Raw genomic sequence first — 25,033 nt, forward strand, 5'->3', positions numbered from 1 at the left:
AACCATTTTTTGCCTACACCCATCAATGGGAGAACGCGTGGAAAACAGGACTGATGCAACAAAGCTTTTCTATTTGAGAAACGATGACAGGAAGCGGTATGCACGATTTAACACCGCCCCTCTAGCGTTTGTCCTCATGAAAAGGTCATCAGCAGGAGAAGCTGTTCACCCCATCGTCCTCCTTCTTGCTCGCTAAAACAACCGCTTCGCCCCCAAGTACCGCTGCTTCCAATACGATTGGTCGAGGCGGCTGATCGTGACGCCCGTCGAGGCGCCGCTATGGATGAACTGTCCGTTACCGATATAGATGCCGGCGTGCGATGGGCCGCTCGTTGTCGTGGCGAAAAAGACGATGTCGCCGACTTCCGGGGCGGAAACCGGTGCGCCTGCCTTCCACATCAAAGCGACGGTGCGCGGCAAGGTAACGCCTTGTTGCTGGAACAGGTAGAAAATGAATCCGCTGCAGTCAAATCCCTCTTCCGGGGTATCGCCGCCCCAAACATAGGGAGCCCCGAGCAGTTCAGCCGCATCGGCGACGAGCTCAATGACGTCCAGTTTCGCCGCAGGGGCTTGTCCGAGCAGGCGTTCGTAGGTTTGGCTGTCAACGACCCCGGTCACGGGGAGTTTGGCCGCTTGCTGGAAACGGCGGACAGCATCGGCGGTGACGGTGCCATAGTAGCCGGTGATGTCCGAATTGGTGAAGTAGCCAAGCTCTTTGAGCTTCTGTTGCACTCGCTTGACTTCTTCACCCCGCGAGCCAATCGAAAGAAGAAGCGACGGCCGCTCACTGGTCGGCGGTGGGGAAATTTTGGCCTTGACAGCATTCGCCAGACGGGCGGCCGTTCGACTGTCGACCACACCGGTCGCCGGCAGGCCGTTGGCTCGTTGAAAGCGGCGGACCGCCTCAGCCGTTATTTCCCCGTAGTAACCAGTGATGTTCGGATATGTAAAGTAACCAAGTTGTTTGAGTTGCCGCTGCAGCTCGCGGACTTGGCTGCCGCGCGAACCGACTGACAATTCAACGGATGACGAAACGCTTCCTTCGGTTTGCTTCAGCCGCTCAAGCGTCGCCTGATCGGCGCGTCCCGTCGCCGCAAGCCCGTTGTCTCTCTGGAACTGCTTAACCGCCTCGGCGGTCACAGCGCCATAGTAACCGGTAATTTGCGGGTAGCGAAAATAACCGAGCCGCTTAAGACGCTGTTGCAGCTCACGCACCTCGTCTCCGCGCGAACCGATCGCCAAGGTACGGCTTGATGCTGAAACGGTTAATTTCGCGTAGGTGGCCGGATCAACGATGCCGGTGACCGGCAAGTTCATCGCCCGTTGGAACGCTTTGACCGCTTCTTCGGTCACGGCGCCAAAGTAGCCTGTCGCTTGCGGATACGTGAAAAAGCCTTGCGCTTTCAAACGCAGTTGAAGTTGTTTAATTTCAGGGGAGCTCATGCCTTTTTTCCATTCCGCCGCTTGGCTGTCGTCGGGGGCAAGAAAAAAGGCGGAGGCCATCGCAGCTGTAAAGACGACATAACTTGGTTTCACGGTTTCATCCTCTCCCTTTTTCCTTCCATTTCTGTCTGTTCCGCCGTTGCCCGTGACAGGCAGCTTGGCCAGTCCACGACAAAAAACGGCAATATTCTTTCTTTTTAGTATAACCGACAAAAAGGGACAAAGGAAATGATTTTTTCATTTGGAAAAGGGAGGGCAAATGGTGCTTGTCTCATTTCGAACGTGATGGACAAGTCAGCCAATACGATACCCGGCGATCTTCGACAAGGTGGATCGACTGCAAGATTTCATAAATGAGCTGTTTTTCCATCGCCAACCATTCATCAACGCGAAGAGGGATGTATTTCTGTTGCAGACTATTCCACTCATAGAGGGCGACAGTGAACTTTTTCTGGCGGAGATCGAGCTTGACGATAAACATATACAACTGGCTTATGCATTTTAAGACAAAATAGAGCTGAGCATCAGGCGAGCAGGTGATGGTCCGAAACGTCGTCTCCTCCTCAAAGGGCGTACACTCCCGGCTGTTTGCGCTTTTTAAGGAGCGAAGCGAATCCGTGAAGCTGGACGGGGCGATCGTTTTCAAACGCACGGAAAACGGGTTTTTCATTTCTTTAATATACACGCGGTATACGTGTTTCGCCCGCTTCCGATCATTCCGTTCACATACGACAATATCAGCAAGATAAATATGCACCTTAACCCCCTCTTTTAGTTTTTGATTTCCCATTTTTACCTATTGTACTATGCCCTTCCTAAAAAGAGAAAGATGTCGAAGCATGAAAGAACGCGAAAGAACGTTCCAATTTAGAAACTTTAAAAACATTGATCAAAAAAGGAACAGAAATCGTCCGCGCGCTTTTCTATCTTTAAAGAGTAACGAACGAAAAGCGTGGTGACCAACGATGACAACTCTCGGAGAAACGCTCAAGCAATTGCGAAAGCAACGGCACTGGACACAAGAACAACTCGCAGAGCAATTGAACGTGTCGCGTTCACAAATCAGCAAATGGGAAAATGGCAGCTTGCTTCCGGATGTGCAATCGCTGGAGAAACTTTGCCGGTTGTTTGGCGTCAGCGCTGATTTTTTGCTCGGCAGCGAAGCGCGCCGGCGGGAACTATTGCGCGAAGTGGCCGACCAATACGGGGCGGCGGGAGTGAGCGACACAGCGCTCACAGCATTCAGTTATCTGCTGCAAAATGAAGAGATGAGCGCGGCCATTTACGCCCTAGCCAAACTACCGGATAAAAAACGCAAACATGTTGAAACGATGATTGCCACCATCATTAAAGAGTGCTCAGAACTCCTCTAACTAGGAAAAAGGATGTATTCCCTGAGCGGAACCTAGGCTGATATTCCCTCTGCCTTCACCGCCCTCTTATTGTCCGGGTTAAAAAAAGCGCTAACAACTAGTGCTAGCGCCATCCATTGGGGAGTCTGTGAGGATCCGTTGTCTCTCTTGGGGATTCGCTTGGAAAGGCATGATGGGGAAACCATCAGACATGCTCCGGCCATTCAGGTTGTTTGCCGGAGTGCAGAAATTGAACGGACTGTGCCACCACCTCGGTGACATAGACGCGCTGGCCGTCTTTATTGTCGTAGCGGCGCGTCTGAATTCGCCCGGTCACTGCTACCATTGAGCCTTTTCGGCAGTAATTGGCGGTATGCTCGGCTGTTTTCCGCCATAAAACACAAGGAACGAAGTCGGCGTCAATCCCTCCCTCCGCATTGCGGAAATTTCTTGCCACTGCCAGCGTAACCGTTGCCACAGCGGCGCCGTCGGCCGTATAGCGAAGTTCCGGATCCTTCGTCAATCGGCCGACCAACACGACTTGATTGATCATGCCTCGACACATCCCCCCTTTCCGCCCATCGCATTTTTATCATAAATGATCCCGTTTTCTGCCGTAAAATCGCGATTTTTGCATTTTTTCGCGCATTCTATGCGTAGAAGGCCGCGAAACATGCCGATTTTTCGTTCAAAAAAGCAGGCAAAAATGTTGTTTTTGTCACTAAACGACAAAAATGCTACTCGATTTGCGGTTTTTCCTCTCCCGATCGCCTATGCTATAATCGATGTAAGACAACGGGTAATGAGGTGGACGACATGAAAACGTTCAAGCTCGTCGGGCTCTCGGTCATCGACGGCGAAAGGCAGCGCCAAGACATCCCGTTTATCGACGGGTTGATTATCAACAAAGAGGATGGGCAAAACCGCTGGCTCGTGGAAGCGTATTTGGACGATGAGTATGAACCGGTGTTTGCGAGCCTGCAGCAGCAACCGGAGTTTCAGCTGCAAGTGACGATCACCAATCCAGGCAATGATCCCGCCAACATGCTGGTCGCTGTCCGCTCGATCACGAAAATGAACGGCCATATCAGCGTCTTGATGGAAGGGCTGATGATTCCGAGACGAACCCGCCTAGCAGAAATCGTATTGGAAGGGCTCGTAGAAAAAGGGCTGCAAGGCGAGGCGCTGCTGCAAGCGTTTCGTCAGCAAATGGAAAGCCAACAAAACGCCAAAGCGCCACGCGAAGCGAAACGGTGACGCCCCACGGCTCCCTAGACGGGAGACGGTCGCCGTTCTCCATAAATTTTAGCGAGGGTGTCCGAAAAGAAGCGGAACACCCTCGTTTTGTTTTCAATTCGCGAGGGCCGAAAAAAAGCGGAACACCCTCGTTTTCCGTGAAAATGCCGAACTGGTGCGGATTTTCATCCCCGGGTGGTGGGCAGATCACTTGCCCATGGATCTTTTTCTGAATGAAAATGCCGCCGATTGGTGTGTGACAGCGGTTTTTCACCGGCCTTCTAGGAGGTTGGTGAAAAACATTGATTTCCTTTGGTCGATGAAAAAAAGTGTGCACTGTTGTAGGGCTTTTCTATTTGAAAGATGCTGGAAAGCGGTTGCGCGAGTAAATCACCGCCCCTATAGAGACGGGGAGACAAGCTCAAAGTTTCAAACGGTCGACGCGGACCGGGCGGGCGATGACGACATAGCGCTTTGGAGCGCGGCCGATGAAACGAAACGGATAGCACGTTGTCACGGTCAAGGTGGGGCGCGCTTTGTCGACAAGAACAGTCCGATCCTCGTCATCGACAATGCGTACGTTGACAACGCGATAATGAACGGCGGCACCTTCCGCCCGGAGGATGATGGCATCGCCAATTCCCAGTTCACCGAGGCGGCGCAGCACCGTATCGCGATGCCCCGATAACACCACATGTCCCTCGCCTCCCGGCCACGCGCTGTTTGGGTAATGGCCAACGCCACGGCGCAGCTCCTGTTCACGAACGCCTTCATACACCGGAATGGCCACTCCGAGTCTTGGAATCGTCATTTCACCGAGATAAGCGCCAAGCGCCGAGGAAGGAGAAGACTTCGCGCGCTTGCCGGCCCAGTCAGCTGAAACGGGTGTGTTGGCGTTCGAACCGGACTCTTCCTTTAGCGAAGAAAGGACTCGATCCGGCTTAGCGGCCTTCCAGCCCACCATGTACCAATATCCGTTCCAGCCGACCAGCCAAATCCCAATCACGAGAAAAACGAGCGCCGCGCAACGAAATATCGGGCGAAGCGAAGAAAGGAAAGCAGCCGCTAGTTTGCGCTTCATCCGCTCTCACCCCCGCCACCGCGAGGTCCGCCGATAAAGGTAGAGGCCGGCACAGGCAAGCAGCGCCCCTGCCAACGTACGCGCCAAGTACGGTGAAGCAGTTTCCGGCAGTTTCTCGCCGTACATCGCCCCTTTCATCTCCAACGCCAGCAGACCGGCCTCAATGCCTTTTTCCCCAGCGCGGACGATATAGCCCGATGAGAGCATCTCCCTTGTCAGGGCGACATCAGCGACTTGTTCCCCTTGGCGGTTGTACAGCCGCACGTGGAGCGGTTCGGCCCCCGCTGCCTTGATGCCGGGCCAGTCAGCGGAGCGATGGGCGTTTAGTTCCAGAAGGGCGAGCGCCTCTTGCCAAATCGCCTTCAGTTCGCGGCGCTGTTCACTCGTCCACAGCCCTTCGGTTTCCTCAAATGGGCGCAACCGCGCACGGAGCGCCCGCAATTTGCCCGGCAATTGCGGATCGGAAAGCGAAGCGACATGGTGGGAAAATTGCCGTACCTCCTGCTCGTTCATGCCGAGCGCTCCAAGCAAGTCATTGATTTGCTGCATGGCGGCGTTATGTTGCGAGTAAAAGCGAATGGCCCGATCCAAGTCCTCGACGAAAGGGTAATCTTGCACCGTTTCACCAAACTGGCCAAGCAGCGCTTCCAGCTCCTCCACAGTCAGCCGATGGCGGCGCAGCACGTCATGAAAAAGCGGTTCGGTCAGCGGCGTGCCCACCCACTGCTTTAGCTCATCGATCGTGCGAAAGTCAGCGGCCGTCAACCCGTATCGGTCCAAGTAAGCCAACAAGTCGCTCACCGTCCAGCCGACGCTTGCAGCATACTGCTCCAATTCGCTCCGACTGATGGCGTCCGCTTTCAAAGGAAACGCGGAGAGCGCCACCACCAACGCAATGATGATCAGCCTTTTCGACACCATTGTTTCCTCCTTTCACCTGCTTTCTTTTCTACTGGTAGTATTTTCCGCGTTTTGTCTTCTTATGTACAGCAGCGCGAGAAAATCGCACCGATCCAAACGACCGCGACTTCCCCACCGCCTACGACACCCGTTGGCTAAGCCGGTTTTCCGCGCCGGCGCTTTCCCCGCTCTATCCCCAAACAAAAAAAGAGGTCCGCTGACATCGAGCAGGACCTCTTCGCGATTTTCGCTATGTTTTCCTTGAAAATGCCACGCTGACGCGGGATTTTCATCCCCGGGCGGAGGGCAGAGCACACTGCCCATGGATCTTTTACGTCTCGCGCCTCCCGGCTTGCGGCAAAGACCGTGCGCCTCCCGGTTTTTTGGCGCATCAAGCGCGGGCGAAAGAAGGCGGTGAACAACGGCGGCCATAAGCAAACGAGCGGCATTTCGCCAAAAAGTAGGCTGATTCCGTCAGGCTGTTCGAACTGAGAAACCGATTGTACGAAATCACCGCTCCTAAAGGGCAAGAACCAAAGGTAGCGTCAAAAGTTCTATGAAAACTCCACACAGACCATCCCATTGAGCATCGTGGGGCATGCGGAGAGCCGGATTCGCCCGTGACCAACACCCGCCAAAAAAGGCGGTGCATCTATGAAGGTTGAGTGACGGTCAACTCCCGAAAGTACGCATGATACAAGGCTCGCACCGCCTCGTTGACGACCTCTTCCTTGACGCCGAACATCATGCTGACCTCGGACGATCCTTGGTTGATCATCTCTAAGTTGATGTTCGCCTTCGCAAGCGCCGTCGTCGCTTTCGCCGCCATCCCGATCGTTTTTTCCATCCCTTCGCCAACGACCATAATAAGCGCCAGGCCGTGCTCGACCGTCACTTCGTCGACGGCCAGCTCCTCGCGGATGCGGGCGAGAATGCGCTCTTCTTTTCCTTCAGCCAGCTGATCGGCGCGCAAAATGATCGACATGTTGTCAATACCTGACGGCGTATGCTCGTAGGAGATGCCTTCGTCTTCCAAAATTTGCAGCACGCGCCGGCCAAAACCGATTTCGCGGTTCATTAAATATTTGCTGATGTTGATGCTGCAAAAACCGGTATCACTCGCGATCCCGGCGACCGGTTCATCGATATGGTTGCGCTTGGCGACGATCCATGTGCCCGGCGCGGCGGGGTTGTTCGTGTTTTTCACACAAACGGGGATGCCGGCGCGGTAGACCGGTTCAAGCGCCTCATCATGGAAGACGGAAAAGCCGGAATACGACAGCTCGCGCATTTCGCGGTACGTAATTTCTTTCAACTTGCGCGCGTCCGCCACAATCGATGGATTGACACAGTAAATCGAATCAACGTCTGTAAAGTTTTCGTACACGTCTGCTTGGACACCAGCCGCTACGATCGAACCGGTGATGTCTGACCCGCCGCGCGGAAACGTGACGATATGGCCGGATGGCGAATAGCCGAAGAACCCAGGGATCACCAATACCCCACGCCGGTCGCGCAATTGTTTGAGTTTGTTATATGACTCCGGAAGCACTTGGGCATTGCCTGGCTCATCGGTGACGATGATGCCCGCCTCGAGCGGGCTAACATAGCTCGCCTCGAGTCCGCGATCTTGCAAGTAAAGGGCCATAAGGCGGGCATTGTGATCTTCGCCGCTCGCCTTCATGGCATCGAGCAAACGAGGCGGTTCATGGCGATAGGCGCTGATTTTCGATTGCAAATCATCGTTGAGCTCGCCCAAAAAATGGCCGGCCTCAAGCTCAAGCTCGTTGACGATGTCCGCATACCGCTTTACGATGGCCTCGACCGTCTGCCCGTATGGTTCGCCGGCCATCACTTGTTCCGCTAGACGGATGAGCAGATCGGTGACCTTTACATCGTCCTTATACCGTTTCCCGGGCGCCGACACGACGACGATCCGCCGTTCAATATCCGAGCTGACAATATCGGCCACTTTGCGGAATTGGGCGGCGCTCGCCACCGAACTTCCACCGAATTTGGCTACCTTCATCGTGCATGACCCTTTCTGTCGAAAGTCTTTATAATTGTTTATCATATCACATTTTTCCGCCCATGGAACTATTCATTTTTTAGAAATTTCCGCGAACGCCTCCTCGTCACCATGACCCTCCTTCCAACCGCTGGGGCGATGGCGGAAAACCGGCGATGAAACAGGCCCCGCCTTGATTCAACGGGCGATGGCTCAACGTCTTTTCATCGGCCTTCCTGTTTTTCGAAAACCTCTAGAAGGCTGGTGAAAAACCGCTGATTCCCTTCATCAATGGAAGAATGATTGAAAAGCAGGCCCGATACAACAAGGTTTTTCTAATTGAGAAATGACATTGGAAAGCTGTATACCCCGTTAAATCACCAGCCTCCTAGGAGGCGGGTGAAAAACATTAGTTTCCTTTGGTCGATAAATAAAAGTGTGCGGTGTTGCAAGACTTTTCTATTTGAGAAATGATGCCAAGAATCGGTATACACGATTCAATCACCGACCCCCTAGGGCCTCACGTTTGCGCCACATTGCCGCGGCGGACGTTAGCGATCCCTTCTTTACAGACGCCGTATGGCAGCCACGAGCAGCCGCGGCATAATTCATCCAAATCATCCGGCTTGACCCGCTCCGCCGTCCGCTGAATCAGTTCGGACTTCCAGTACACGCTGCCCGGTTGTAAACCTAAGTGGCGAATGACATTGCCATCGAGCGAACGGACATGAGCGTCAGAATCTGGACCTGCTTCGCATGTCGTTTCCCCGTGATGTGGGCAGACGAGGCACGCCTCGTCGAGCGCCGCAACGACTTCAATCGGAAAATCATCGGTTTCATCCCGAATACGGGCGACGATCTCCGACATTTTTTCGACAAACGATGGGCTGTAGCCCATGCCGCGAAATCCGTGCACACAAAGCAAATGGTGACCGCGCAAACGCAACGGTTTCATCGTCTCTCCCCTCTCCTGTAATAAACGTTGGACCGAACTCGCTCTTTTAATCTCCAAGTTCATCGGTAAGGAACTATCGTTTTCCATCGACCTTCCAGACGCAGCCCCTATCCGTTTGTTCCTAATCTTATCATACGTCAACGTTCCTCACTCGGCAATGGAACATCGTAACGCTCTGCCGCTATGTTTCCCAACTCCATCGCCCGTATGGCCCGTCTCATGCATCTGTCGCCAGCAGTAGACTTTTACAGTCGCAAGTTTGTAAAATGAAAAAGGAGAAGAACTTTGTCGCGAAAGGACTGGCGGACGATGACAAAAGAGGAAGCGGCCCGCTTACTTTCCATCTTGCTTCATGATCTGACGAAAGAATGGCGGAAGGAAAAAATTCATTCTGATGTGCTCGAAGTGATTATGCAACTTCGCATTCAGGCTGCCGACAACGAGCGCTACAGCGCGAATTTGCTTGACCATATTGCGTTTGCCGGCGAGTCCGCCCACGCGTTGAAGCAAATTTGGGGTTACATGCTGCGAGAACGGACATTTTTATCACCAACCACGATGGAAGCCATGCTGACCGACGCCCAGCGTGTGATCCACCGCCGATTGCCAGAACTGGTCGCCCGCTATGGACGGGCGTTTGCCGAAATCGCCGATGAAACAGAGCGAAAACGCCAACTGGAGCGCTCTTACAGCGCGCTCTTGTTGTTTAACCGCATCGCCACCGATTTTTTATTTCAATTCGTTCGTGAAGAAAACGAACGAGAAGCGAGCGCCTTTTTCGCCGCTGATCCGAACGAGCTGCTCGAAGTGTTTCATCACCTTTGCAGCGTCTACGCCAGCCGCTTGCTTGAAGGGCTCGAGGTCGATTAACCGCTGCTGGCGAACAATTGTCTCCCGGTGGCGAGAAGCGCGACATGAGAAGACCTATAGAGCTGGTAATTGAATCGAGGACACGGCTTTACAATGTCATTTTTCAATTCGAAACACCTTGTGGCACGGTTCTGCTTTTTACGCGTTCCCCCATTGATAAAGGGCAGCAGCGGTTTTTCATCAGCTTCCTCGATGGCTTGGTGGAAAACGGCTTCCACGAGCAAATCAGCGGCATTTCACCAAAAAAGAAGGCTGATTTCGCAAGGCTTCTCTAACTGAGAAACAGATGGAATAGCCGTATTTTGTACGAAATCGCCGCTCCTCTAGATGGCTGGTGAAAAACGGTTGTTTCTCTTGAGCAATGGGGGAACGCTTGAAAGGCGATCCTGATGCGACAAGGCTTTTCGATTTGAGAAAAGGGCTTGATAAGCGGCTTGCCCCCTTTAATCACCGGCCTCCTAGGAAAATCACGCCAGGCGCCCTACCTCTGCCCTATCGTTCTCGACGACACGTCCGTTTTTCTGTTTGACAATATTGTCCAGCCATGCTAATCTAATCATCGGAAGGAATTTTTTAAATATTCCTACCATTGAAAGCGGGTACAAAAAAAACAAAGGAGGAGTCGGGGGATGATCTACGCACAACCCGGTCAGCCAGGCGCGCTTGTCACATTTAAAAAGCGCTACGAAAACTTTATTGGCGGCAAATGGGTGCCGCCGGTGGACGGCGAGTATTTTGAAAACATTACGCCAATCACCGGGCAGCCGTATTGCGAAGTGCCGCGCTCAAAAGCGGCGGACATCGAACTGGCGCTTGACGCCGCCCATGCGGCAAAAGAGGCGTGGGGGCGCACTTCACCTGCCGAGCGCGCCCGTTTGCTGAACAAAATCGCCGATCGGATGGAAGAAAACTTGGAAATGCTCGCGGTCGCGGAAACGTGGGAAAACGGCAAGCCGATCCGCGAGACGCTCGCAGCTGACATTCCGCTCGCCATTGACCATTTCCGCTATTTCGCCAGCTGCATTCGCACCCAAGAAGGAACGATTTCGGAAATCGACCACGATACGGTCGCCTATCATTTCAAAGAGCCGCTCGGCGTTGTCGGACAAATCATCCCGTGGAACTTCCCAATTTTAATGGCGGCTTGGAAACTCGCGCCAGCGCTCGCTGCTGGCAACTGCGTCGTGTTGAAACCGGCGGAGCAAACGCCGACGTCGATTCTCGTCCTCATCGAACTCATCGAAGATTTGCTTCCACCTGGCGTCGTCAACGTTGTGAACGGCTTTGGCTTGGAAGCCGGCAAGCCGCTCGCCTCGAATCCGCGCGTGGCGAAAGTGGCGTTCACCGGCGAAACGACGACCGGACGGCTCATCATGCAGTACGCCTCGCAAAACATCGTACCGGTCACGCTTGAACTTGGCGGCAAGTCACCAAACATTTTCTTCCCCGATGTGATGGACAAAGATGACGAGTTTCTCGATAAAGCGCTCGAAGGGTTGACGATGTTCGCCTTAAACCAAGGCGAAGTGTGCACATGCCCGTCGCGCGCCCTCATCCATGAATCGATTTACGATGCGTTTATGGAACGGGCGCTTGAGCGCGTCAAACAAATCAAGCAAGGCAATCCGCTCGATACGGAAACGATGATCGGCGCGCAAGCCTCCTCTGAACAGCTTGAGAAAATTTTGTCGTACATCGACATCGGCAAACAAGAAGGCGCTGAACTTTTGATCGGCGGCGAACGGAACATGCTGGAAGGGGAACTCGCCGGCGGATATTATGTCAAGCCGACGATTTTCAAAGGACATAACAAAATGCGCATTTTCCAAGAAGAAATTTTCGGGCCGGTGTTGGCCGTCACGACATTCAAAGACAACGACGAAGCGCTCGCCATCGCCAATGAGACGCTGTACGGCCTCGGCGCCGGCGTCTGGACGCGCGACATCAACACCGCGTACCGGTTCGGCCGCGGCATCCAAGCCGGTCGCGTGTGGACGAACTGCTACCACGTCTACCCGGCTCACGCGGCGTTCGGCGGCTACAAAATGTCCGGCATCGGGCGCGAAACGCACAAAATGATGCTCGACCATTATCAACAAACGAAAAACTTGCTCGTCAGCTATTCGCCGAAAAAGCTCGGCTTGTTCTAACAGCCAGCGCTCCACTTTCCCTGTTTCCAGTGGGGCAAGCGCCCAAACCACTCTTCCTCGCCTTTGTCGCAATCGAGGCGAAGCAGCCACCCGTTTTGATGAGAGGGTGTCCCAAAAGGATCGGGATCCCCTTTTTCGTTGCTATATACACGCGTGCCGCACGATATGTTGTGCTTATCTTGAAGGCAGATAACCTTTTGGGTCAACACCCTCTTTTCATAGGAGACTGAAAGGGGAGATGGAGCGGATGAAAAAAAGCTTCGTTTGTTTTCTTTTCGTCATATTTTCCTTTTTGTGTAATGGATGTGAACTTCGGGCGTATCACGCCGATGAGAACGAACATCATGACAACAATCCACTTACGGTGATGAAGTGGAATGTTTCGGCGCCCAATTGGACGCATGCTTCCTTGGTTGGAAACGAACTGTTTATTGCTGTCAATGCCGATCAAACGAACCGGGCATCGGTGAATGAATTGCTGGCTGTCAATGTGAAAACCAAAAAGCAACGAATGTTGTTTCAATCGGCTCATGAGGAAGCGATGGTGCAGTGGGTTCAAGCGAATAATCGTTGGGTTGTTTGGGAGGATTCTACATCGTTTGGGGCCGAATCGACCATCTGGGTCATGGATCGCAAGACAGGTTCTACATTTTTAGTGGCTCGGTCCAACTCCTCCCCACCAACAGTGTTTAACCCTGTGTTAGACGGAGATTATGTAGCATGGACGGAAAAAGGTTCTCAGTTTGGGCAAGTGAAGCTATTCCATTTACCAACAAAACAAGGAAAAACCATTGGCCGCCTTGTTTCCCAAGGGTTATATAATGAATTTGTTTCGCTCCGGAACGGAAAAGTAATATGGACCGATTCGCACGATGGCAAGGGATATTATTATGTTTACGACATTCGCACCGGTAGGAGCGCTTCATATGAATCGCCTGCTCCGTTCCCCGCTTATGCAGAATACGATAATGGTTTGATTTATGCTATCCATTTAGAAGATTTGGAATACCCGGATCAGCAGACATTTGGATATTTTGATCTTAAAACGAAACGTTTTTCTCGTTTCCCTGTTTCTCATGGAATCATTCAATATTTTGATGTTTCTAACGGGAAGCTTGCCTTTCTGGATGATCGCGGAGCTGTATCGGTGTATGAGCGGCGAAACGGGAAATGGAAGGCGGTAAAGGTTTCTCTTGATCGTTATCCTAGACTGCTTTATTTTGATCAACAGGATCATTTAATCGTGGAGCAGGAAGATACAAAGCGGGACCGGCGCTGGTTGAATATTGTGAAATGGCCATGAGAATGGAAAAGACAGTCTCCCGGCCAAGCGCCAGGCGAAGGATCCGGCTCAAGAACGCGACGCCAAGCGAACGTCCGGGACGTCATCCGCTGCGAATGAGGGGCGTGCTTGTTTCCCTTTCTTTTGTTTGTTGAGGGCATCGACCTCAGGCAAACAGCGGGGGCATTCCATTCGGAAAGAACTTACTGGGCAAAGGAGGAGAGAGATGATGGAAGAGCCGAAAGTGATCGCAACGGAAGCGGCGTTGGCATTAATCGACAAGCTGAAAGCGAAATACGGACCGCTCATGTTCCATCAATCGGGCGGGTGCTGCGACGGCAGTTCGCCGATGTGCTACCCGCTCGGCGAGTTGATCGTCGGCGATTCCGACGTATTGCTTGGCGAAATCGGCGGCTGCCCGTTTTACATCGCCAAAGCGCAATACGAATATTGGAAGCATACTCAACTGATTATCGATGTTGTTCCCGGGCGCGGCGGCATGTTTTCGCTTGAAGGTCCGGAAGGGGTTCGCTTTCTCACCCGCTCACGCGTCTTCGGACAGGGCGCGGATGCAGGCGCGCCGTAGCCGCCCTGCGGGATGCTGCTGTGAGGCCGCCATGTGCGCCGCATGAATCGCTTGGCCAATAAAAAACACGGAAGCTCCCATTCGCCCCCGTTCCCAGATGCTTTATCCGCTTCGGAGCGGTTTGTTCGTCGCAGCAAAAAAATGGCGGCCCGCCACCTGACCAAATGAGGCGCGGTCCGCCATGTCCTTTTCTTTACTCCGTCTCTCTTGCCTGCTTCATCGCCTCTGCCCGATCAGACAAGACAATCCGTTTCAAGCCGAACACTAACAGCAAGCCGGCCGCCGATGACACTGCTGATGATCATCGTGATCATCATCGGCGTCATGATCGTTCCCGACTGGGTGGCGCTCACCCCGATGATGCCTTGCATAAAAAACGGCACGAACATAATGGCGCCAAACATACCGATGCTCATGAAAAAGCCGATGCCATTGAGAAGCGTAAACGCCCGATTGCGGAACAACCAAAGCGGGATGATCGGCTCCGCGGCCCGCTTTTCCGCCAAAGCAAACAAGACAAAACCAGCCGCCGCCAAAGCAAACAAGGAAATGATTTGCCAAGACCCCCACGGATAGCGGTCGCCGCCAAACGTTAATCCGAGCAATAGACTGACAACTCCGACTGTCAAGGTCGTCATCCCTGCGACGTCAAATTTGACCGGCCCTTCGACTTTGTATTTGCTTAATCCCATGGCGATCAGCACGGTAGCGAATCAGTCCGGTAATCAACAGCGAACGATGCCGGATCGTACCGACCGGCGCCGTCAATGCTTTCTCCATGTTTCCCTCTCCCATCGCTCCGATTGTTGATACGCTTGAATTTCGTCGTTGAGCGCCGCCAAAGCGTCGGCGAGCGGAGGAGCCGCGTGTTGCCGCAAATACAACCGCAACGCCTCCACCAAATACGCTCTTGGCGACCCATCGCGGCCAAGCAGCTCCTCCTCCAACGCCGCGATCGCCTCAAGCACCTCCCGCGCCTGTTTCGAGCGAAGCTCCCGCGCCGCCTCGCGGGCAGCGGAAAACGCTGAAGCGAGCCGCTCGCGCTGCCGTTGTCGCTCCCGTTCTTCGAGCTCCACCCACGGCGCGAGCGATTCTTTCGTGAGCAGCGGCGGCTCATCAGCCGCAAAGCTGGCGACAATCGCATCGAAGCGGCGCGCGAGGAAGCGGGCGATCTCGTCCGCGTTCAACGCCTCCTCGTGAAAAAAACAATAAAACAAATATTGCCGGACAATGCCGTTGATCATCATGGCCACATCATACACGTACGGACGAACCGCCTCGCCGTAGACGTCCTCTAAGCGGGTGCAATACCACCAAAAAAGACGCCCGTGCTGGCGGAACATATAACGCTCGACTTCCGGATTTACTTTCGGCAGCTGTTCCGACATGATCATGCGCAAAAAATCTTTATACTCATGAATATGGGAAAAGTGGGCCGACAGCTGGCGAATCCATCGTTCTTTTTCCGTCCCTTCCCCATCGTCCGCTGTCAGCTCAGCCACCATTTTTTCGCTGTAGTGGCGAAGCACCGCCAAGAGCAAGTCTTCCTTCGAGGCAAAATGGTGGTAAAACGCCCCTTTGGAAATGCCCCAGGCATCCACCAAGTCCTGAATCGACGTCGCATGGTAGCCTTTTTCGGCAAACAATTTCATCGCCATTTCAATAAATTGCGTGCGCCGTTCATCCATGGCAGCGGCTCATCCCCTGCTTGCCTGCCGTCAGCCAGGAACGATCCGACCGCAAGGCGATCCTCGGTTTCACCAAGCTAGCGCGCACGCCGCGCCGCCGCAGCCACTCCACCAACTTTCGCACATCCGTCATCGTTCTCGCCTCCACCCTTTGACCGAATAGTCAATGTTATTATAAACGATCGTTATCGTTTTATGCAAACATTTTACCAAACTTCTTTGACCGATCAGTCAAAGATAAACAGATGTTGTTTGAATGGGTAGTCATATGATGAATAGCGGCAAAATGACAGCGGTCGAGCGTCTCACGGACGCCGACCGCCCCTCATTGCTTGCTCCGCGGCGAGCGCCAACGCCCCGGCCACACCGGCGTTGTCACCTAACCCCGGAGATACGATATATTCCCCTATGTTCTCCAACACCGCCTCATGCTGCACATAACCGTTCAATAGCTCCTGTACACGCTGGCGCACCAACGGCAAGATGGACAGCTGTTTCATCACCCCACCGCCAACAATGACCTTCTTGGGAGATAGGATCAGCACATAGTTGGCGATGGCTTGGGCGAGATAAAACGCCTCGAGCTCCCAGACCTCCTTCCGGTCGGCCAGCTCCGCCCCCTTTTTCCCCCAACGCCGCTCAATCGCTGGGCCGGACGCCATGCCTTCCAAACAGTCGCCATGATACGGGCAAATGCCGGCAAACGCGTCATCCGGATGGCGGCGGACGAACATATGGCCCATTTCCGGATGAAGCAGGCCGTGAAGCAGGCGCCCTTCCACGACGGCGCCGACACCAATGCCCGTCCCGACCGTCATATACAGGCAACTGTCAAGCCCTTGCGCCGCCCCCCAGCGCTGTTCGCCAAGCGCCGCAGCGTTGACATCCGTGTCAAAACCGATCGGCACCGGGAACGCTTGTTTTAGCGTGCCGACAAAGTTGAAATTCGCCCACGCCTGTTTTGGCGTACTCGTTATGTGCCCGTACGTTGGACTGTCCGGACGCAAATCGACCGGGCCGAACGACCCGATGCCGATCGCCTCAACGTTGTGCGGACGGAAAAAGTCGATGACGCGCCCCATCGTCTCGTCCGGCGTCGTCGTCGGAAACACCGCCCGTTCACGGATGTTCCCTTGTTCATCGCCGAGGGCACAGACAAATTTCGTGCCTCCGGCTTCAATGGCTCCTAGAATCATACCGATTTCCCTTTCCTTCTCGTAGTGTTGATGTTCGATTTTGACGGCAGCTACTCTCTTTTTCTATGTTCATTCTACCACCTTCGTCGGTTCCACTCGCCCACGGAAGGATCACCGACGGTGCCTTTCTTTATCGTATCAACGGTTCGCCCGAATTGTAAAGCGTGCGGCCGCGAACCTGGAGGGGAGGTGATTTCGTACCACATCCTGCGATTCCGTCTGTTTCGCAATTGGAAAATACCGGTAAAATCAGCGTTCTTTTTTGGTGAAATGCTGCTGATTTGCTCGTGGCAGCCGTTTTGGCCCTCTAGATAGTGATTTCGTGAGAAGGGACTGACCAAAAGGTTGTCTGACTTCGAGATAGGCACAACATATCGTGCGTCAGAAGCAGTGAGCCGTATATATAGCAAACGATAGAGGGTGTCCTAGCCTTTTTCGGACACCCTCGACGGAGACGTTTTCCGTTTTTCGCCCGTTCACCCCTTCACCGAACCAGCCAACAGCCCACGGACAAAATATTTGCCAAGAAAGATGTACACAAGCAAGGTCGGCAGCGCTGCCAACAGGGCTCCCGCCATTTGCACGTTCCATTGCACGATTTGGCTGCCGGATAAGTTTTGCAAGGCGACCATGATCGGCTGTTTGTCCGATGTCGTGATCGTCACGGCGAACAAAAACTCGTTCCAAATGTTTGTAAACTGCCAGATCGCCACGACGACAAATCCAGTGATGGACAAGGGGAGCATAATATAACGAAAAATGCGGACAAACCCAGCGCCGTCGATTTTCGCCGACTCAATCATTTCATCGGGAATCGCGGCGTAGAAATTCCGAAACATCAGCGTGGTGATCGGAATGCCGTAGACGACATGAACGAACACAAGTCCCGGAATCGTGTTGTACAGCCCGATTTCGCGCAAAAATTGGATTAGCGGGATGAGAATGCTTTGATACGGAATGAACATTCCGAACAAAATAAGCGTAAAAAGCGTATCCGCTCCTTTAAACTTCCATTTCGAAAGCACGTAGCCGTTGAGCGCCCCCAGCAGCGCGGATAACAACGTCGCCGGCACGACGAGCAGCAGCGAATTCCAAAAGTTTGGGGCGAGTTTGTCAAACGCTGTGGCGTAGCTGCTCCAATCGATGGTCGACGGGAGCTCCCACATATCGGCCAATGTCACTTCATCAAGCGGCTTCAAGCTCGTGATGACCATGACATACACCGGCATGAGGAAAAACACGCTCATGGCAACGGCCAGCGCATACAAAAACGGCCGGGCCCATACGGATCTCGCCATCACGATCCCCCCTTGCGGCTCGAGATGAGGTACGGAACAATAAAGATGGCCACCGATAGCAGCATCACCATGGCGATCGCCGCTCCGTTCGCATAATAGTTGCCGCGGAACGTCGTTTCAAACATGTACACGCCCGGCACATCGGTGACAAAGTTCGCCCCCGGCCCGGTCATGGCGTAAATCAAATCGAAAATTTTGAGCGAAATATGAGCCATAATGATGATGACGCTGACCGTGATCGGCCGGAGGAGCGGCAAGATGATTTTCCAATACAATTGAAACTCGGTCGCCCCGTCCATCCGCGCCGCTTCCCGCACCTCATCCGGAATGGCGCGCAGGCCGGCGAGATACATCGCGACGGCAAAGCCAGTCATTTGCCAAACAGCCGCCACGACCACCGCAATGATGGCGACCGGGATGCCAAATTCAATCTTGCCCCAATGAAATCCGAACAAGATGTTCGTATCCGTATACCATTTTCCATCCAAGCCAAGTGGTTTTAAAAACAAGTTGACGCCCGTTGACGGATTGAACAGCCACTGCCATACGACCCCGGTGACGACAAAGGACAAGGCCATCGGGAAAAAGAAAATGTTGCGAAACAACGACTCGCCGCGCAGCTTTTGGTCAAGCAAAATGGCAAGCAGTTGGCCGAGCACAATGACGGCGGCGATAAACAGCACCGTAAACACAAGCGTATTGCGCAAGTCGGCTTGAAAGCGGAAATCATGAAACAAATACAAATAGTTTTTCAACCCGGCAAACGACCAATCCGGCACAAGGGAGTTCCAGTTGCTTAACGACACATACCCCGTCCAGCCGATAAACCCGTACACAAATAAGAAAATCAATACGACCGACGGCGCCAAAAACGCCGCTGCCAGCCAATGGTCGGCCGTCCATTTCCGCTTTTTCCGCACCGAGGGGACATATGCTGTCTTCTCGGCTGGCGTGATGTTGACCGTTTCCACTACGATCCCTCCTCATGATGACGAAAAGGGGAAGAGAATGGCTCCCGTCCCCTTTTCCCGATTACTTCTTCAGTTCTGCGGCGGCCGATGCCAACGTGTCGATGAACGTCTTCACATCTTTTTGCGTCACGAAAATGTTGACGGCCTGATTCACCTTCGTGACAAACCCTTCCGGCGCTGCCGAACCGTGCGCTAAGCTCGGCGCCAGCTCCGCTGTCTTGAAGTCTTGCATCGTTTGCTTGCCGTATTCATCGTACTTGGACGGATCGGCGTCAATGCGGGCCGGGATGGAGCCTTTCAGCGGATTAAACGCATCTTGCCCTTCGACCGAACCAAGCACCGCTAAAAACTTCTTCACATCGTCCGGATTTTTCACGCCTTTCGGCAGGCCGAACGTATCGGTGATGACCATAAACTTTCCTTCCGTATTCGGCACCGGCACATAGCCGAAGTCTTGATTCACTTTCAATTTCAAATCGTTGACAAAGTAGCCCTTCACCCAGTCGCCCATCACGTACATGGCCGCCTTTCCTTCGGCGACGAGCTGAGCGGCGTCTTGCCAGTTGCGCGAACTATGGTCTTCGTTAATATAGCCAAGCATTTTCTTAAACGTCTCAACGGCTTGTTTCACTTGCGGATCGTTAAACGACAATTCTCCCGTCCAAAGTTTCTTGTAGTTTTCCGTTCCGAGCGTGCCAAGCAGCACATTTTCAAACAGGTGCGTCGCTGCCCACGGCTCTTTGTCGCCCAAGGCGAGCGGCGTAATGCCTTTTGCTTTCAGCTTGTCGGCCACTTGGAAAAACTCGTCGAACGTTTTCGGCGGCTGAAGCCCATTGTCGGCAAAGATTTTCTTGTTGTACCACAGCACATTGCCGCGATGAATGTTGACCGGCACCGAGTAAATGTTGCCGTCTTTGCTCACCATGTCAATCAACGCTTTCGGGAATTTGTCCATCCAGCCTTCTTTTTCATATAAATCGTTGAGCGGCTCCATTTTGCCGGCGGCCACCCAGCCTTCATTGAGTTCTGCCCCGCCGTGCACTTGGAACGTCGATGGCGGATCGTTTCCTTGCATGCGGCTCGCTAGAACCGCTTTGGCGTTCGTTCCCGCCCCGCCGGCCACCGCGGCGTTTTCGACTTGAATATCCGGATATTTTTCTTGGAACAGTTTGATGAGCGCTTTTAGACCGTCTTCCTCACCGGCTCCGGTCCACCAGCTGAAAATCTCGAGTTTCTCTCCCGCTTTTTGGCTGCCTTGTTTGGCGTCATCGGACGAAGAAGAGTTCGAGCTGCAGCCGGACAGCGCCACTCCGACGCCAAGCGCCAACGCCAGCCATGCGGATGCTTTCTTTCTCATGTTCCTCCCCCTTTGCATCTGTTTTTTGAAACCCCTTTCAATACTGAGTGTACTATGCATCGCTCATCAATCGGCGGCTTGATTTCTTCACTTTTTTGCGTTTTTCTTCACTTTTTTGTTTTCCGTTCTGCTGTCGGGCAAACGAAAGCTCTCGGGTGGCCGTTTTGCCCTAATAGCGCGAAAAAAGCCCGGCTCCCCATCAGGGGGCGGGCTTCGGTTCGGACGCCGGAAGAAGGGAGCAGTCATTCGGTCCGGTTGTGGGCTGCCAGCTGGTTCATAGTTCAGACATCGAAAAAATGGTGGGGCAGCCCGCTTCGTTTGCGGGACTTGCCCGTGTCGCTGCCTTCCTTGTTGTGAAGACCGCACTCCCTTGGTCAGCGCGCCTGTACTTTTTTCCGGTATTCGCTCGGCGATAAGCCGGTTTGCTTTTTAAAGACGCGGCTGAAATAGTTCGGGTCGTTGTAGCCGATCGAAAAACAAATTTCTTTTAGGCTGAGGTCCGTGCGAGCGAGCGCTTCTTTCGCCCGTTCGATGCGCACGTTCGTCACATAATCGATAAACGTGATGCCAAACTGCTCTTTGAACAGTTTGCTGAAGTAGTACGGGCTCATCCCGGCTTGTTCCGCCACTTCTTCGAGCGTGAGCGGCTCGGCATAATGGCGGTCAATGTACTCTTTCGCCTTCCCCAGTTTGCCGTGGGCATGCTGCTGGCGCCAAACCTCGAGATCAGCGGCGATGCGGTCCAGTTCATCAAGCGCCGCTCGCTTCAATTGTGCCGCCGATCGGCAAGAAGCAAACGAAACGATCCGCCCATAGCGAATCCCAAGTTCCGCCAACAGGCGCCCCATCCATATGAACGTCTCCTCCGCCTTGCGCGCGGCGGACGGCAGTGGGCAGGAGGAAGTCAGTTCATCGATATAGGTCCGACACACGAACCGCGCTTGCTCGATGTCGCCAAGACGCAATGCCTCAAACAGCTGCTGATCCCGTTCCGCCACCCGGCCGACACGCATCGCCTCGGCGGACGGAAACCCGACTTGCGCTTTTTGCTGTTCCGCGTAATAGCGGGCGGCCGACAGCGCCTCATAGTATGACGAACGAAGTTGATCCAACCGCGAAACCGGGGAGCCGAGTCCGATATAGAGCGCGGCGCCGTACCGGGAGGAAAACCGCCGTGTCAAATCAAGGGCCAACGTTTGAATAGCCGACTTCCACGCCAACTCCGCATCGTCCGGACTTTGGAAAAACAAGACCGGCAAACGTCCGCTTGCCATCCGTCCGATCAAATAACGCGCTGGCGCCTGTTCCTCGAGCTGTTCGCTCGCCCATGATTTCCATTCGTCACTTTTCGCTGGATCGGGAAACTGAAGGACGATAAACATGCCGACGGCCAGCGAAAACGGCAGCAGTTCCTTCCACCGCTCCCATTCTTCCGCTGAGACGTCTTCCGTCATGAGGACGGACAGCCATTCATTTTCCACAAATGTCTGAAGCCGGCGAATTTGCTCGTGCAATTGGCGGTTTCGTTCCTCGTGCTGCCGCTTGACGGCGATTTCTTGGCTGACCCGTTCCAACGCGGAAAGAATCTCTTCCTTCCGGCTCGGTTTCAATACATACTCCTTGACGCCAAAGCGCATCGCTTGTTTGGCATAGTCAAACAAATCAAACGCCGACACAATGATGAACTCAATATCGAGACCTTCCCGGCGAATGACCTCAATCGCTTGCAGTCCATCAAGACCGGGCATTTTGATGTCGATGAGCATCACATCTGGACAATATTGCTTGGCAATGTCAATGGCCTCGCGCCCGTTGGCGCCCTCGGCGACCACCTCGACATCCGGAAGGTGGTCGTTGATCATTTTGCAAAGCGCTCTTCGCTCCAACGCCTCGTCATCGACGATCGCCACTTTCACCGTTCATCCCCCCTTGCCATCTTGGCAGCCATAACCGCACCGTCGTTCCTTTTCTTGGCGCAGATTCGATTTCGGCTACATCCATCACTCCGTAAAACAGCTGCAGCCGGCGAATGACATTGCGCAAGCCGATGCCGGTCGAATGGCCGCGCCCTTGCTCACGGCGCGCCGGCGGTTCTTCGCCGCGGATCAACGCATCAAGCTCCGCTTTCACCTGCTCATCCATGCCAACGCCATTGTCGCGCACTTCCACAACGACCCGCCCGTTTTCGGCGAAAACGGACACGGACAGCTCGGCTCCCTGCTCGTACGTCTCAATGCCATGGATGAACGCATTTTCAATCAGCGGCTGCAACGTGAGCGGCGGAATCGGTTGATCGAGGCAAGATGGCTCCGCCTCTAACGAAAACTTGATCCGATCAAAAAACCGCGTCTGCTGGATGAAAAAATATTCTCGGGCGATGCGCACCTCATCGGCAAGCGTCACCGTCCGCTGCAAATCGCCCAAGTTGTAGCGCAAAATGGCCGCCACCGCTTCAATCAGCCGCGACGTTTGCTGGGCGTCCTCCAAGTACGCCATTTTCGCCACCGTGTTCAGCGTATTGAATAAAAAATGCGGATTGATTTGGCTTTGCAAGCTTTTGAGTTCCAGCTCCTTCACCAGCCGGTCGAGCTCCGCCTTTTGTTTCATCTCCGCTATCAGCTGCTTTAAATTGCGGCGCATGTCATTAAACGTGATCGTCAACAGCCGCAGCTCATCGTTGGTCATCGGCTCAATATCCGGCCCGTCCAGCCGCCCATCAGCGATGGATCGGGCAGCGCGCGAGAGAAGAATGATCGGCTTCGTTAAGTGGCCGGAAAAGAACACCGCCAGCAAGGCACCAAGCAACAACGTCGTGACAAACAATCCCATTCCCATATAGCGGAAATAGCGGTTGCGCCGCTCCACTTCATCGTACCGCCGTTGGTAGGCCGTCAGCTCATCGTCAATCAAGTTTAACGTTTCCTCTTGCAAAAAGGACGCAATGTTCATCGTTTCATGCAAGTGAGACGAGTACAAGCCAATATTTCCGGCTTGAAAATGATAGACGGTCAGCGCCGCCTCCTCCAGCAAACTTTCAATCATATGTTCATAGTTTTCCGCCGCCAACCGGTCGGACAGCACCGGCAAGATGGCGCCGAGCTGCCGGCGGCGTTGCTGCAGCCAGCGGAACTCCCGCTCATAAGCGCGTGCATACCGTCCTTCTTTTTCCGAGACGTACGCATTGAGCTGTTCCATCATTCGGTTTGCCCGTTGCGACACCTCATTGAGCAACAACAATCGGCGCATCCGTTGATCATAATCGCTCATCATCTCTTCGCTCGTCTCATACAAAAGAAACACCGCTCCGTTCAGCAAAAGCAAAAAGACGGTAAAGCAAAGCAGCATCTTCGTCCGAATGTTCATCTGAATTCCACCCCGCTGTCACCGGCGCTTTGTCGCCTGCATCGTCCTGCCGCTTCCAGCCGAACGTGGCGAACGTCAAGTAGATCACCCAACGTTCTGAGACTGGGACGCTGGAAACTTCCAGCCGAACGTGGTCGAACGTCAAGGCCGGTCATCTCTCATGCTTTGGCGGCGTTCGCCAACCGTTCTCCGCTTTCCGCCTTCTTCCAACGGAGGCTTGGCAGGCACCTTCATGGCGTGTTGACCTCATAATTGCACGCCGGGCGCAGCGGCAAGTCTTTTTTCCGAATGACTTTCGTCTCCGTATTCGTCACCGCCGGCACGTCTTTCCCGGCGACGATCTCGGCCATCAGTTGGACAGCCTTGTATCCCATTTCATACGGCTCCTGCACGACGGTCGCCGCAATCGTTCCTTTTTGCAAATAGCGGATCGTCTCAGGAAGCGTATCAAAACCGATAATATACGTCTTTTGCTCCCGATGAAACTGCTCGACCACCTTGGCAACGCCAATCGCATCGAGCGCGCTCGTGCCGTAAAACGCATTCACATCCGGGTGCTTTTTCAAAATCGTATACGCCTTTTCCGCGGCTTGCACACGCGTAATGTGCGACTCTTCGACGGCAACGATGCGGATGCCTTTTTCCTGTCTCACCGCATCCTCAAATCCGCGCACTCGCAGCTGTTGGTGCGCCGCCGTCAAGCTGCCGGTAATAATCGCGACCGTCGCCTTGCCCTTCGTATCCTCAGCTAACGCTCGTCCCGCAAGAAAACCGGCATAATAATTATCCGTTCCCACATAGGCGACACGTCGGCTCGTCGGGGCATCCGTATCGATCGTCACCACAGGAATATTTTTGTCCGTGATTTCGTTAATCACTGGGACAAATTCCGCTTCCGTCAACCCTTGGGTGATGATCCCATCGACTTTCGCTGCCGCGGCTTTTTTCAAAATGCGCAAATGCTCATCAATATTCGCCTGCCGCGGGCCGATATACTCGAGGTCAACCCCCAGTTCTTTCGCCGCCGCTTTCGCTCCTTTTTCCACGAGCCGCCAGTAATCATTATCGAGTTCCTCCGGCACAAGCACGAAATGATAGGCCTCTTTCGTTGTTTCCGGAACCCGTTCCTTCTCTGATTTCGGATACGCATACATGTTCCAAGCGCAATAGGCGGTGAAGGAAGCGCTTGCAAGCAGCGCGGCGATGCCGCCTCCGTAAAACAGCCGTTTCCACCAATCGCGCATCTTGATCCCTCCTACCGCCATTGTACACGAACGTCAGGGCGCTAGCCTAAAAG

The 25,033-nt window shown here is 53.8% G+C and carries 24 protein-coding genes and 1 pseudogene; 7 read left to right on the top strand and 18 right to left on the bottom strand.

Features of this window, described 5'->3' with window-relative positions; genetic code table 11:
- Window positions 1–192: 192 nt before the first annotated feature.
- Together GC56T2_RS15710 and GC56T2_RS15715 are read right to left on the bottom strand one after the other, a co-directional pair.
- Entirely contained in the window at window positions 193–1,503 is a 1,311-nt protein-coding gene (locus GC56T2_RS15710) for a C40 family peptidase (RefSeq protein ID WP_370454570.1), read from the bottom strand.
- A 211-nt stretch (window positions 1,504–1,714) separates the two neighbouring features.
- On the bottom strand, window positions 1,715–2,200 hold the full coding sequence (locus GC56T2_RS15715) for a hypothetical protein (RefSeq protein ID WP_144976480.1): 486 nt from the start codon (window positions 2,198–2,200) through the stop codon (window positions 1,715–1,717).
- A gap of 208 nt (window positions 2,201–2,408) precedes the next feature.
- Between GC56T2_RS15715 and GC56T2_RS15720 the strand changes: the two genes are divergently transcribed.
- The gene (locus tag GC56T2_RS15720; RefSeq protein ID WP_144976482.1) at window positions 2,409–2,816 is read left to right on the top strand and encodes a helix-turn-helix domain-containing protein; all 408 of its coding nucleotides are present in this window, start codon (window positions 2,409–2,411) and stop codon (window positions 2,814–2,816) included.
- A 184-nt stretch (window positions 2,817–3,000) separates the two neighbouring features.
- Here the strand turns inward: GC56T2_RS15720 and ssb are convergent, their stop codons facing one another.
- Window positions 3,001–3,348, bottom strand: a complete 348-nt coding sequence (gene ssb, locus GC56T2_RS15725; RefSeq protein ID WP_033018399.1) for a single-stranded DNA-binding protein — start codon at window positions 3,346–3,348, stop codon at window positions 3,001–3,003.
- Window positions 3,349–3,611: 263 nt separating this feature from the next.
- On the opposite strand from ssb, the gene GC56T2_RS15730 reads away from it, so the two are divergent.
- Window positions 3,612–4,052 (top strand): YwpF-like family protein, encoded by a 441-nt coding sequence (locus GC56T2_RS15730; RefSeq protein WP_144976484.1) that lies wholly within the window; start codon window positions 3,612–3,614, stop codon window positions 4,050–4,052.
- 400 nt (window positions 4,053–4,452) lie between these two features.
- Here GC56T2_RS15730 and GC56T2_RS15735 read toward each other — a convergent pair whose 3' ends face one another.
- From GC56T2_RS15735 to GC56T2_RS15750, 4 genes are all read right to left on the bottom strand, one after another.
- Entirely contained in the window at window positions 4,453–5,112 is a 660-nt protein-coding gene (locus tag GC56T2_RS15735) for a class D sortase (protein ID WP_144976486.1), read from the bottom strand.
- Between the two features lie 6 nt (window positions 5,113–5,118).
- Complete coding sequence (locus tag GC56T2_RS15740) at window positions 5,119–6,033, bottom strand: processed acidic surface protein (RefSeq protein ID WP_144976488.1); 915 nt, start codon at window positions 6,031–6,033, stop codon at window positions 5,119–5,121.
- A 631-nt stretch (window positions 6,034–6,664) separates the two neighbouring features.
- Window positions 6,665–8,041, bottom strand: coding sequence for an aspartate kinase (locus tag GC56T2_RS15745; protein WP_144976490.1), 1,377 nt, complete (start codon window positions 8,039–8,041; stop codon window positions 6,665–6,667).
- Window positions 8,042–8,540: 499 nt separating this feature from the next.
- Window positions 8,541–8,975: a DUF1284 domain-containing protein gene (locus tag GC56T2_RS15750; RefSeq protein WP_033018390.1), complete on the bottom strand. Its 435-nt coding sequence runs from the start codon at window positions 8,973–8,975 to the stop codon at window positions 8,541–8,543.
- Between the two features lie 309 nt (window positions 8,976–9,284).
- Here GC56T2_RS15750 and GC56T2_RS15755 point away from each other — a divergent pair, with 309 nt between their 5' ends.
- The 5 genes from GC56T2_RS15755 to GC56T2_RS15775 all read left to right on the top strand — a co-directional run bounded on the left by GC56T2_RS15755 (window position 9,285) and on the right by GC56T2_RS15775 (window position 13,863).
- Complete coding sequence (locus GC56T2_RS15755) at window positions 9,285–9,845, top strand: hypothetical protein (RefSeq protein ID WP_144977416.1); 561 nt, start codon at window positions 9,285–9,287, stop codon at window positions 9,843–9,845.
- Window positions 9,846–9,889: 44 nt separating this feature from the next.
- On the top strand, window positions 9,890–10,120 hold the full coding sequence (locus GC56T2_RS15760) for a hypothetical protein (protein ID WP_144976492.1): 231 nt from the start codon (window positions 9,890–9,892) through the stop codon (window positions 10,118–10,120).
- 354 nt (window positions 10,121–10,474) lie between these two features.
- A complete protein-coding gene (adh, locus tag GC56T2_RS15765) occupies window positions 10,475–11,995 on the top strand; it encodes an aldehyde dehydrogenase (RefSeq protein ID WP_144976494.1) in 1,521 nt (506 codons plus the stop codon).
- A gap of 238 nt (window positions 11,996–12,233) precedes the next feature.
- On the top strand, window positions 12,234–13,298 hold the full coding sequence (locus tag GC56T2_RS15770; protein WP_144976496.1) for a TolB family protein: 1,065 nt from the start codon (window positions 12,234–12,236) through the stop codon (window positions 13,296–13,298).
- A 205-nt stretch (window positions 13,299–13,503) separates the two neighbouring features.
- Window positions 13,504–13,863, top strand: a complete 360-nt coding sequence (locus GC56T2_RS15775; RefSeq protein ID WP_033842977.1) for a DUF779 domain-containing protein — start codon at window positions 13,504–13,506, stop codon at window positions 13,861–13,863.
- A gap of 236 nt (window positions 13,864–14,099) precedes the next feature.
- On the opposite strand, the pseudogene GC56T2_RS15780 reads toward GC56T2_RS15775, so the two are convergent.
- The 11 genes and pseudogenes from GC56T2_RS15780 to GC56T2_RS15820 all read right to left on the bottom strand — a co-directional run.
- Window positions 14,100–14,573 (bottom strand): annotated as a pseudogene (locus tag GC56T2_RS15780) (MFS transporter); the annotation flags it as partial.
- On the bottom strand, window positions 14,512–14,643 hold the full coding sequence (locus GC56T2_RS18225; protein ID WP_255516111.1) for a hypothetical protein: 132 nt from the start codon (window positions 14,641–14,643) through the stop codon (window positions 14,512–14,514). The gene GC56T2_RS18225 and the pseudogene GC56T2_RS15780, both read right to left, overlap by 62 nt.
- The gene (locus GC56T2_RS15785; protein WP_144976498.1) at window positions 14,628–15,551 is read right to left on the bottom strand and encodes a TetR/AcrR family transcriptional regulator; all 924 of its coding nucleotides are present in this window, start codon (window positions 15,549–15,551) and stop codon (window positions 14,628–14,630) included. Before GC56T2_RS15785 ends, GC56T2_RS18225 begins: the two co-directional genes overlap by 16 nt.
- On the bottom strand, window positions 15,544–15,684 hold the full coding sequence (locus GC56T2_RS17900) for a hypothetical protein (protein ID WP_033018377.1): 141 nt from the start codon (window positions 15,682–15,684) through the stop codon (window positions 15,544–15,546). The genes GC56T2_RS15785 and GC56T2_RS17900 overlap by 8 nt, the downstream gene beginning before the upstream one ends.
- A gap of 172 nt (window positions 15,685–15,856) precedes the next feature.
- A complete protein-coding gene (locus GC56T2_RS15790) occupies window positions 15,857–16,747 on the bottom strand; it encodes an ROK family protein (RefSeq protein ID WP_144976500.1) in 891 nt (296 codons plus the stop codon).
- A 476-nt stretch (window positions 16,748–17,223) separates the two neighbouring features.
- Entirely contained in the window at window positions 17,224–18,045 is an 822-nt protein-coding gene (locus tag GC56T2_RS15795; RefSeq protein ID WP_144976502.1) for a carbohydrate ABC transporter permease, read from the bottom strand.
- Entirely contained in the window at window positions 18,045–19,016 is a 972-nt protein-coding gene (locus GC56T2_RS15800; RefSeq protein ID WP_031406838.1) for a carbohydrate ABC transporter permease, read from the bottom strand. The genes GC56T2_RS15795 and GC56T2_RS15800 overlap by 1 nt, the downstream gene beginning before the upstream one ends.
- 61 nt (window positions 19,017–19,077) lie before the next feature.
- The gene (locus tag GC56T2_RS15805; RefSeq protein ID WP_031406836.1) at window positions 19,078–20,373 is read right to left on the bottom strand and encodes an ABC transporter substrate-binding protein; all 1,296 of its coding nucleotides are present in this window, start codon (window positions 20,371–20,373) and stop codon (window positions 19,078–19,080) included.
- 374 nt (window positions 20,374–20,747) lie between these two features.
- Window positions 20,748–22,289 carry a helix-turn-helix domain-containing protein gene (locus tag GC56T2_RS15810; RefSeq protein WP_144976505.1) on the bottom strand — a complete coding sequence of 514 codons (1,542 nt, stop codon included), beginning with the start codon at window positions 22,287–22,289 and terminating at the stop codon, window positions 20,748–20,750.
- Complete coding sequence (locus GC56T2_RS15815; RefSeq protein WP_144976507.1) at window positions 22,267–23,736, bottom strand: sensor histidine kinase; 1,470 nt, start codon at window positions 23,734–23,736, stop codon at window positions 22,267–22,269. The genes GC56T2_RS15810 and GC56T2_RS15815 overlap by 23 nt, the downstream gene beginning before the upstream one ends.
- A gap of 230 nt (window positions 23,737–23,966) precedes the next feature.
- Window positions 23,967–24,980 (bottom strand): sugar-binding protein, encoded by a 1,014-nt coding sequence (locus GC56T2_RS15820; RefSeq protein ID WP_144976509.1) that lies wholly within the window; start codon window positions 24,978–24,980, stop codon window positions 23,967–23,969.
- Window positions 24,981–25,033 lie beyond the last annotated feature (53 nt).

Origin of the sequence: Geobacillus sp. C56-T2 (genome assembly GCF_007829715.1) — a bacterium.
Taxonomy (GTDB): domain Bacteria; phylum Bacillota; class Bacilli; order Bacillales; family Anoxybacillaceae; genus Geobacillus; species Geobacillus icigianus.

Coding starts and splice junctions, on each gene's coding strand:
- GC56T2_RS15710 (WP_370454570.1), bottom strand. CDS start 1,503: ATGGCCTCCGCCTTTTTTCTTGCCCCCGACGACAGCCAAGCGGCGGAA.
- GC56T2_RS15720 (WP_144976482.1), top strand. CDS start 2,409: ATGACAACTCTCGGAGAAACGCTCAAGCAATTGCGAAAGCAACGGCAC.
- ssb (WP_033018399.1), bottom strand. CDS start 3,348: ATGATCAATCAAGTCGTGTTGGTCGGCCGATTGACGAAGGATCCGGAA.
- GC56T2_RS15730 (WP_144976484.1), top strand. CDS start 3,612: ATGAAAACGTTCAAGCTCGTCGGGCTCTCGGTCATCGACGGCGAAAGG.
- GC56T2_RS15735 (WP_144976486.1), bottom strand. CDS start 5,112: ATGAAGCGCAAACTAGCGGCTGCTTTCCTTTCTTCGCTTCGCCCGATA.
- GC56T2_RS15740 (WP_144976488.1), bottom strand. CDS start 6,033: ATGGTGTCGAAAAGGCTGATCATCATTGCGTTGGTGGTGGCGCTCTCC.
- GC56T2_RS15745 (WP_144976490.1), bottom strand. CDS start 8,041: ATGAAGGTAGCCAAATTCGGTGGAAGTTCGGTGGCGAGCGCCGCCCAA.
- GC56T2_RS15750 (WP_033018390.1), bottom strand. CDS start 8,975: ATGAAACCGTTGCGTTTGCGCGGTCACCATTTGCTTTGTGTGCACGGA.
- GC56T2_RS15755 (WP_144977416.1), top strand. CDS start 9,285: ATGACAAAAGAGGAAGCGGCCCGCTTACTTTCCATCTTGCTTCATGAT.
- GC56T2_RS15760 (WP_144976492.1), top strand. CDS start 9,890: ATGAGAAGACCTATAGAGCTGGTAATTGAATCGAGGACACGGCTTTAC.
- adh (WP_144976494.1), top strand. CDS start 10,475: ATGATCTACGCACAACCCGGTCAGCCAGGCGCGCTTGTCACATTTAAA.
- GC56T2_RS15770 (WP_144976496.1), top strand. CDS start 12,234: ATGGAGCGGATGAAAAAAAGCTTCGTTTGTTTTCTTTTCGTCATATTT.
- GC56T2_RS15775 (WP_033842977.1), top strand. CDS start 13,504: ATGATGGAAGAGCCGAAAGTGATCGCAACGGAAGCGGCGTTGGCATTA.
- GC56T2_RS18225 (WP_255516111.1), bottom strand. CDS start 14,643: ATGGAGAAAGCATTGACGGCGCCGGTCGGTACGATCCGGCATCGTTCG.
- GC56T2_RS15785 (WP_144976498.1), bottom strand. CDS start 15,551: ATGGATGAACGGCGCACGCAATTTATTGAAATGGCGATGAAATTGTTT.
- GC56T2_RS17900 (WP_033018377.1), bottom strand. CDS start 15,684: ATGACGGATGTGCGAAAGTTGGTGGAGTGGCTGCGGCGGCGCGGCGTG.
- GC56T2_RS15790 (WP_144976500.1), bottom strand. CDS start 16,747: ATGATTCTAGGAGCCATTGAAGCCGGAGGCACGAAATTTGTCTGTGCC.
- GC56T2_RS15795 (WP_144976502.1), bottom strand. CDS start 18,045: ATGGCGAGATCCGTATGGGCCCGGCCGTTTTTGTATGCGCTGGCCGTT.
- GC56T2_RS15805 (WP_031406836.1), bottom strand. CDS start 20,373: ATGAGAAAGAAAGCATCCGCATGGCTGGCGTTGGCGCTTGGCGTCGGA.
- GC56T2_RS15815 (WP_144976507.1), bottom strand. CDS start 23,736: ATGAACATTCGGACGAAGATGCTGCTTTGCTTTACCGTCTTTTTGCTT.
- GC56T2_RS15820 (WP_144976509.1), bottom strand. CDS start 24,980: ATGCGCGATTGGTGGAAACGGCTGTTTTACGGAGGCGGCATCGCCGCG.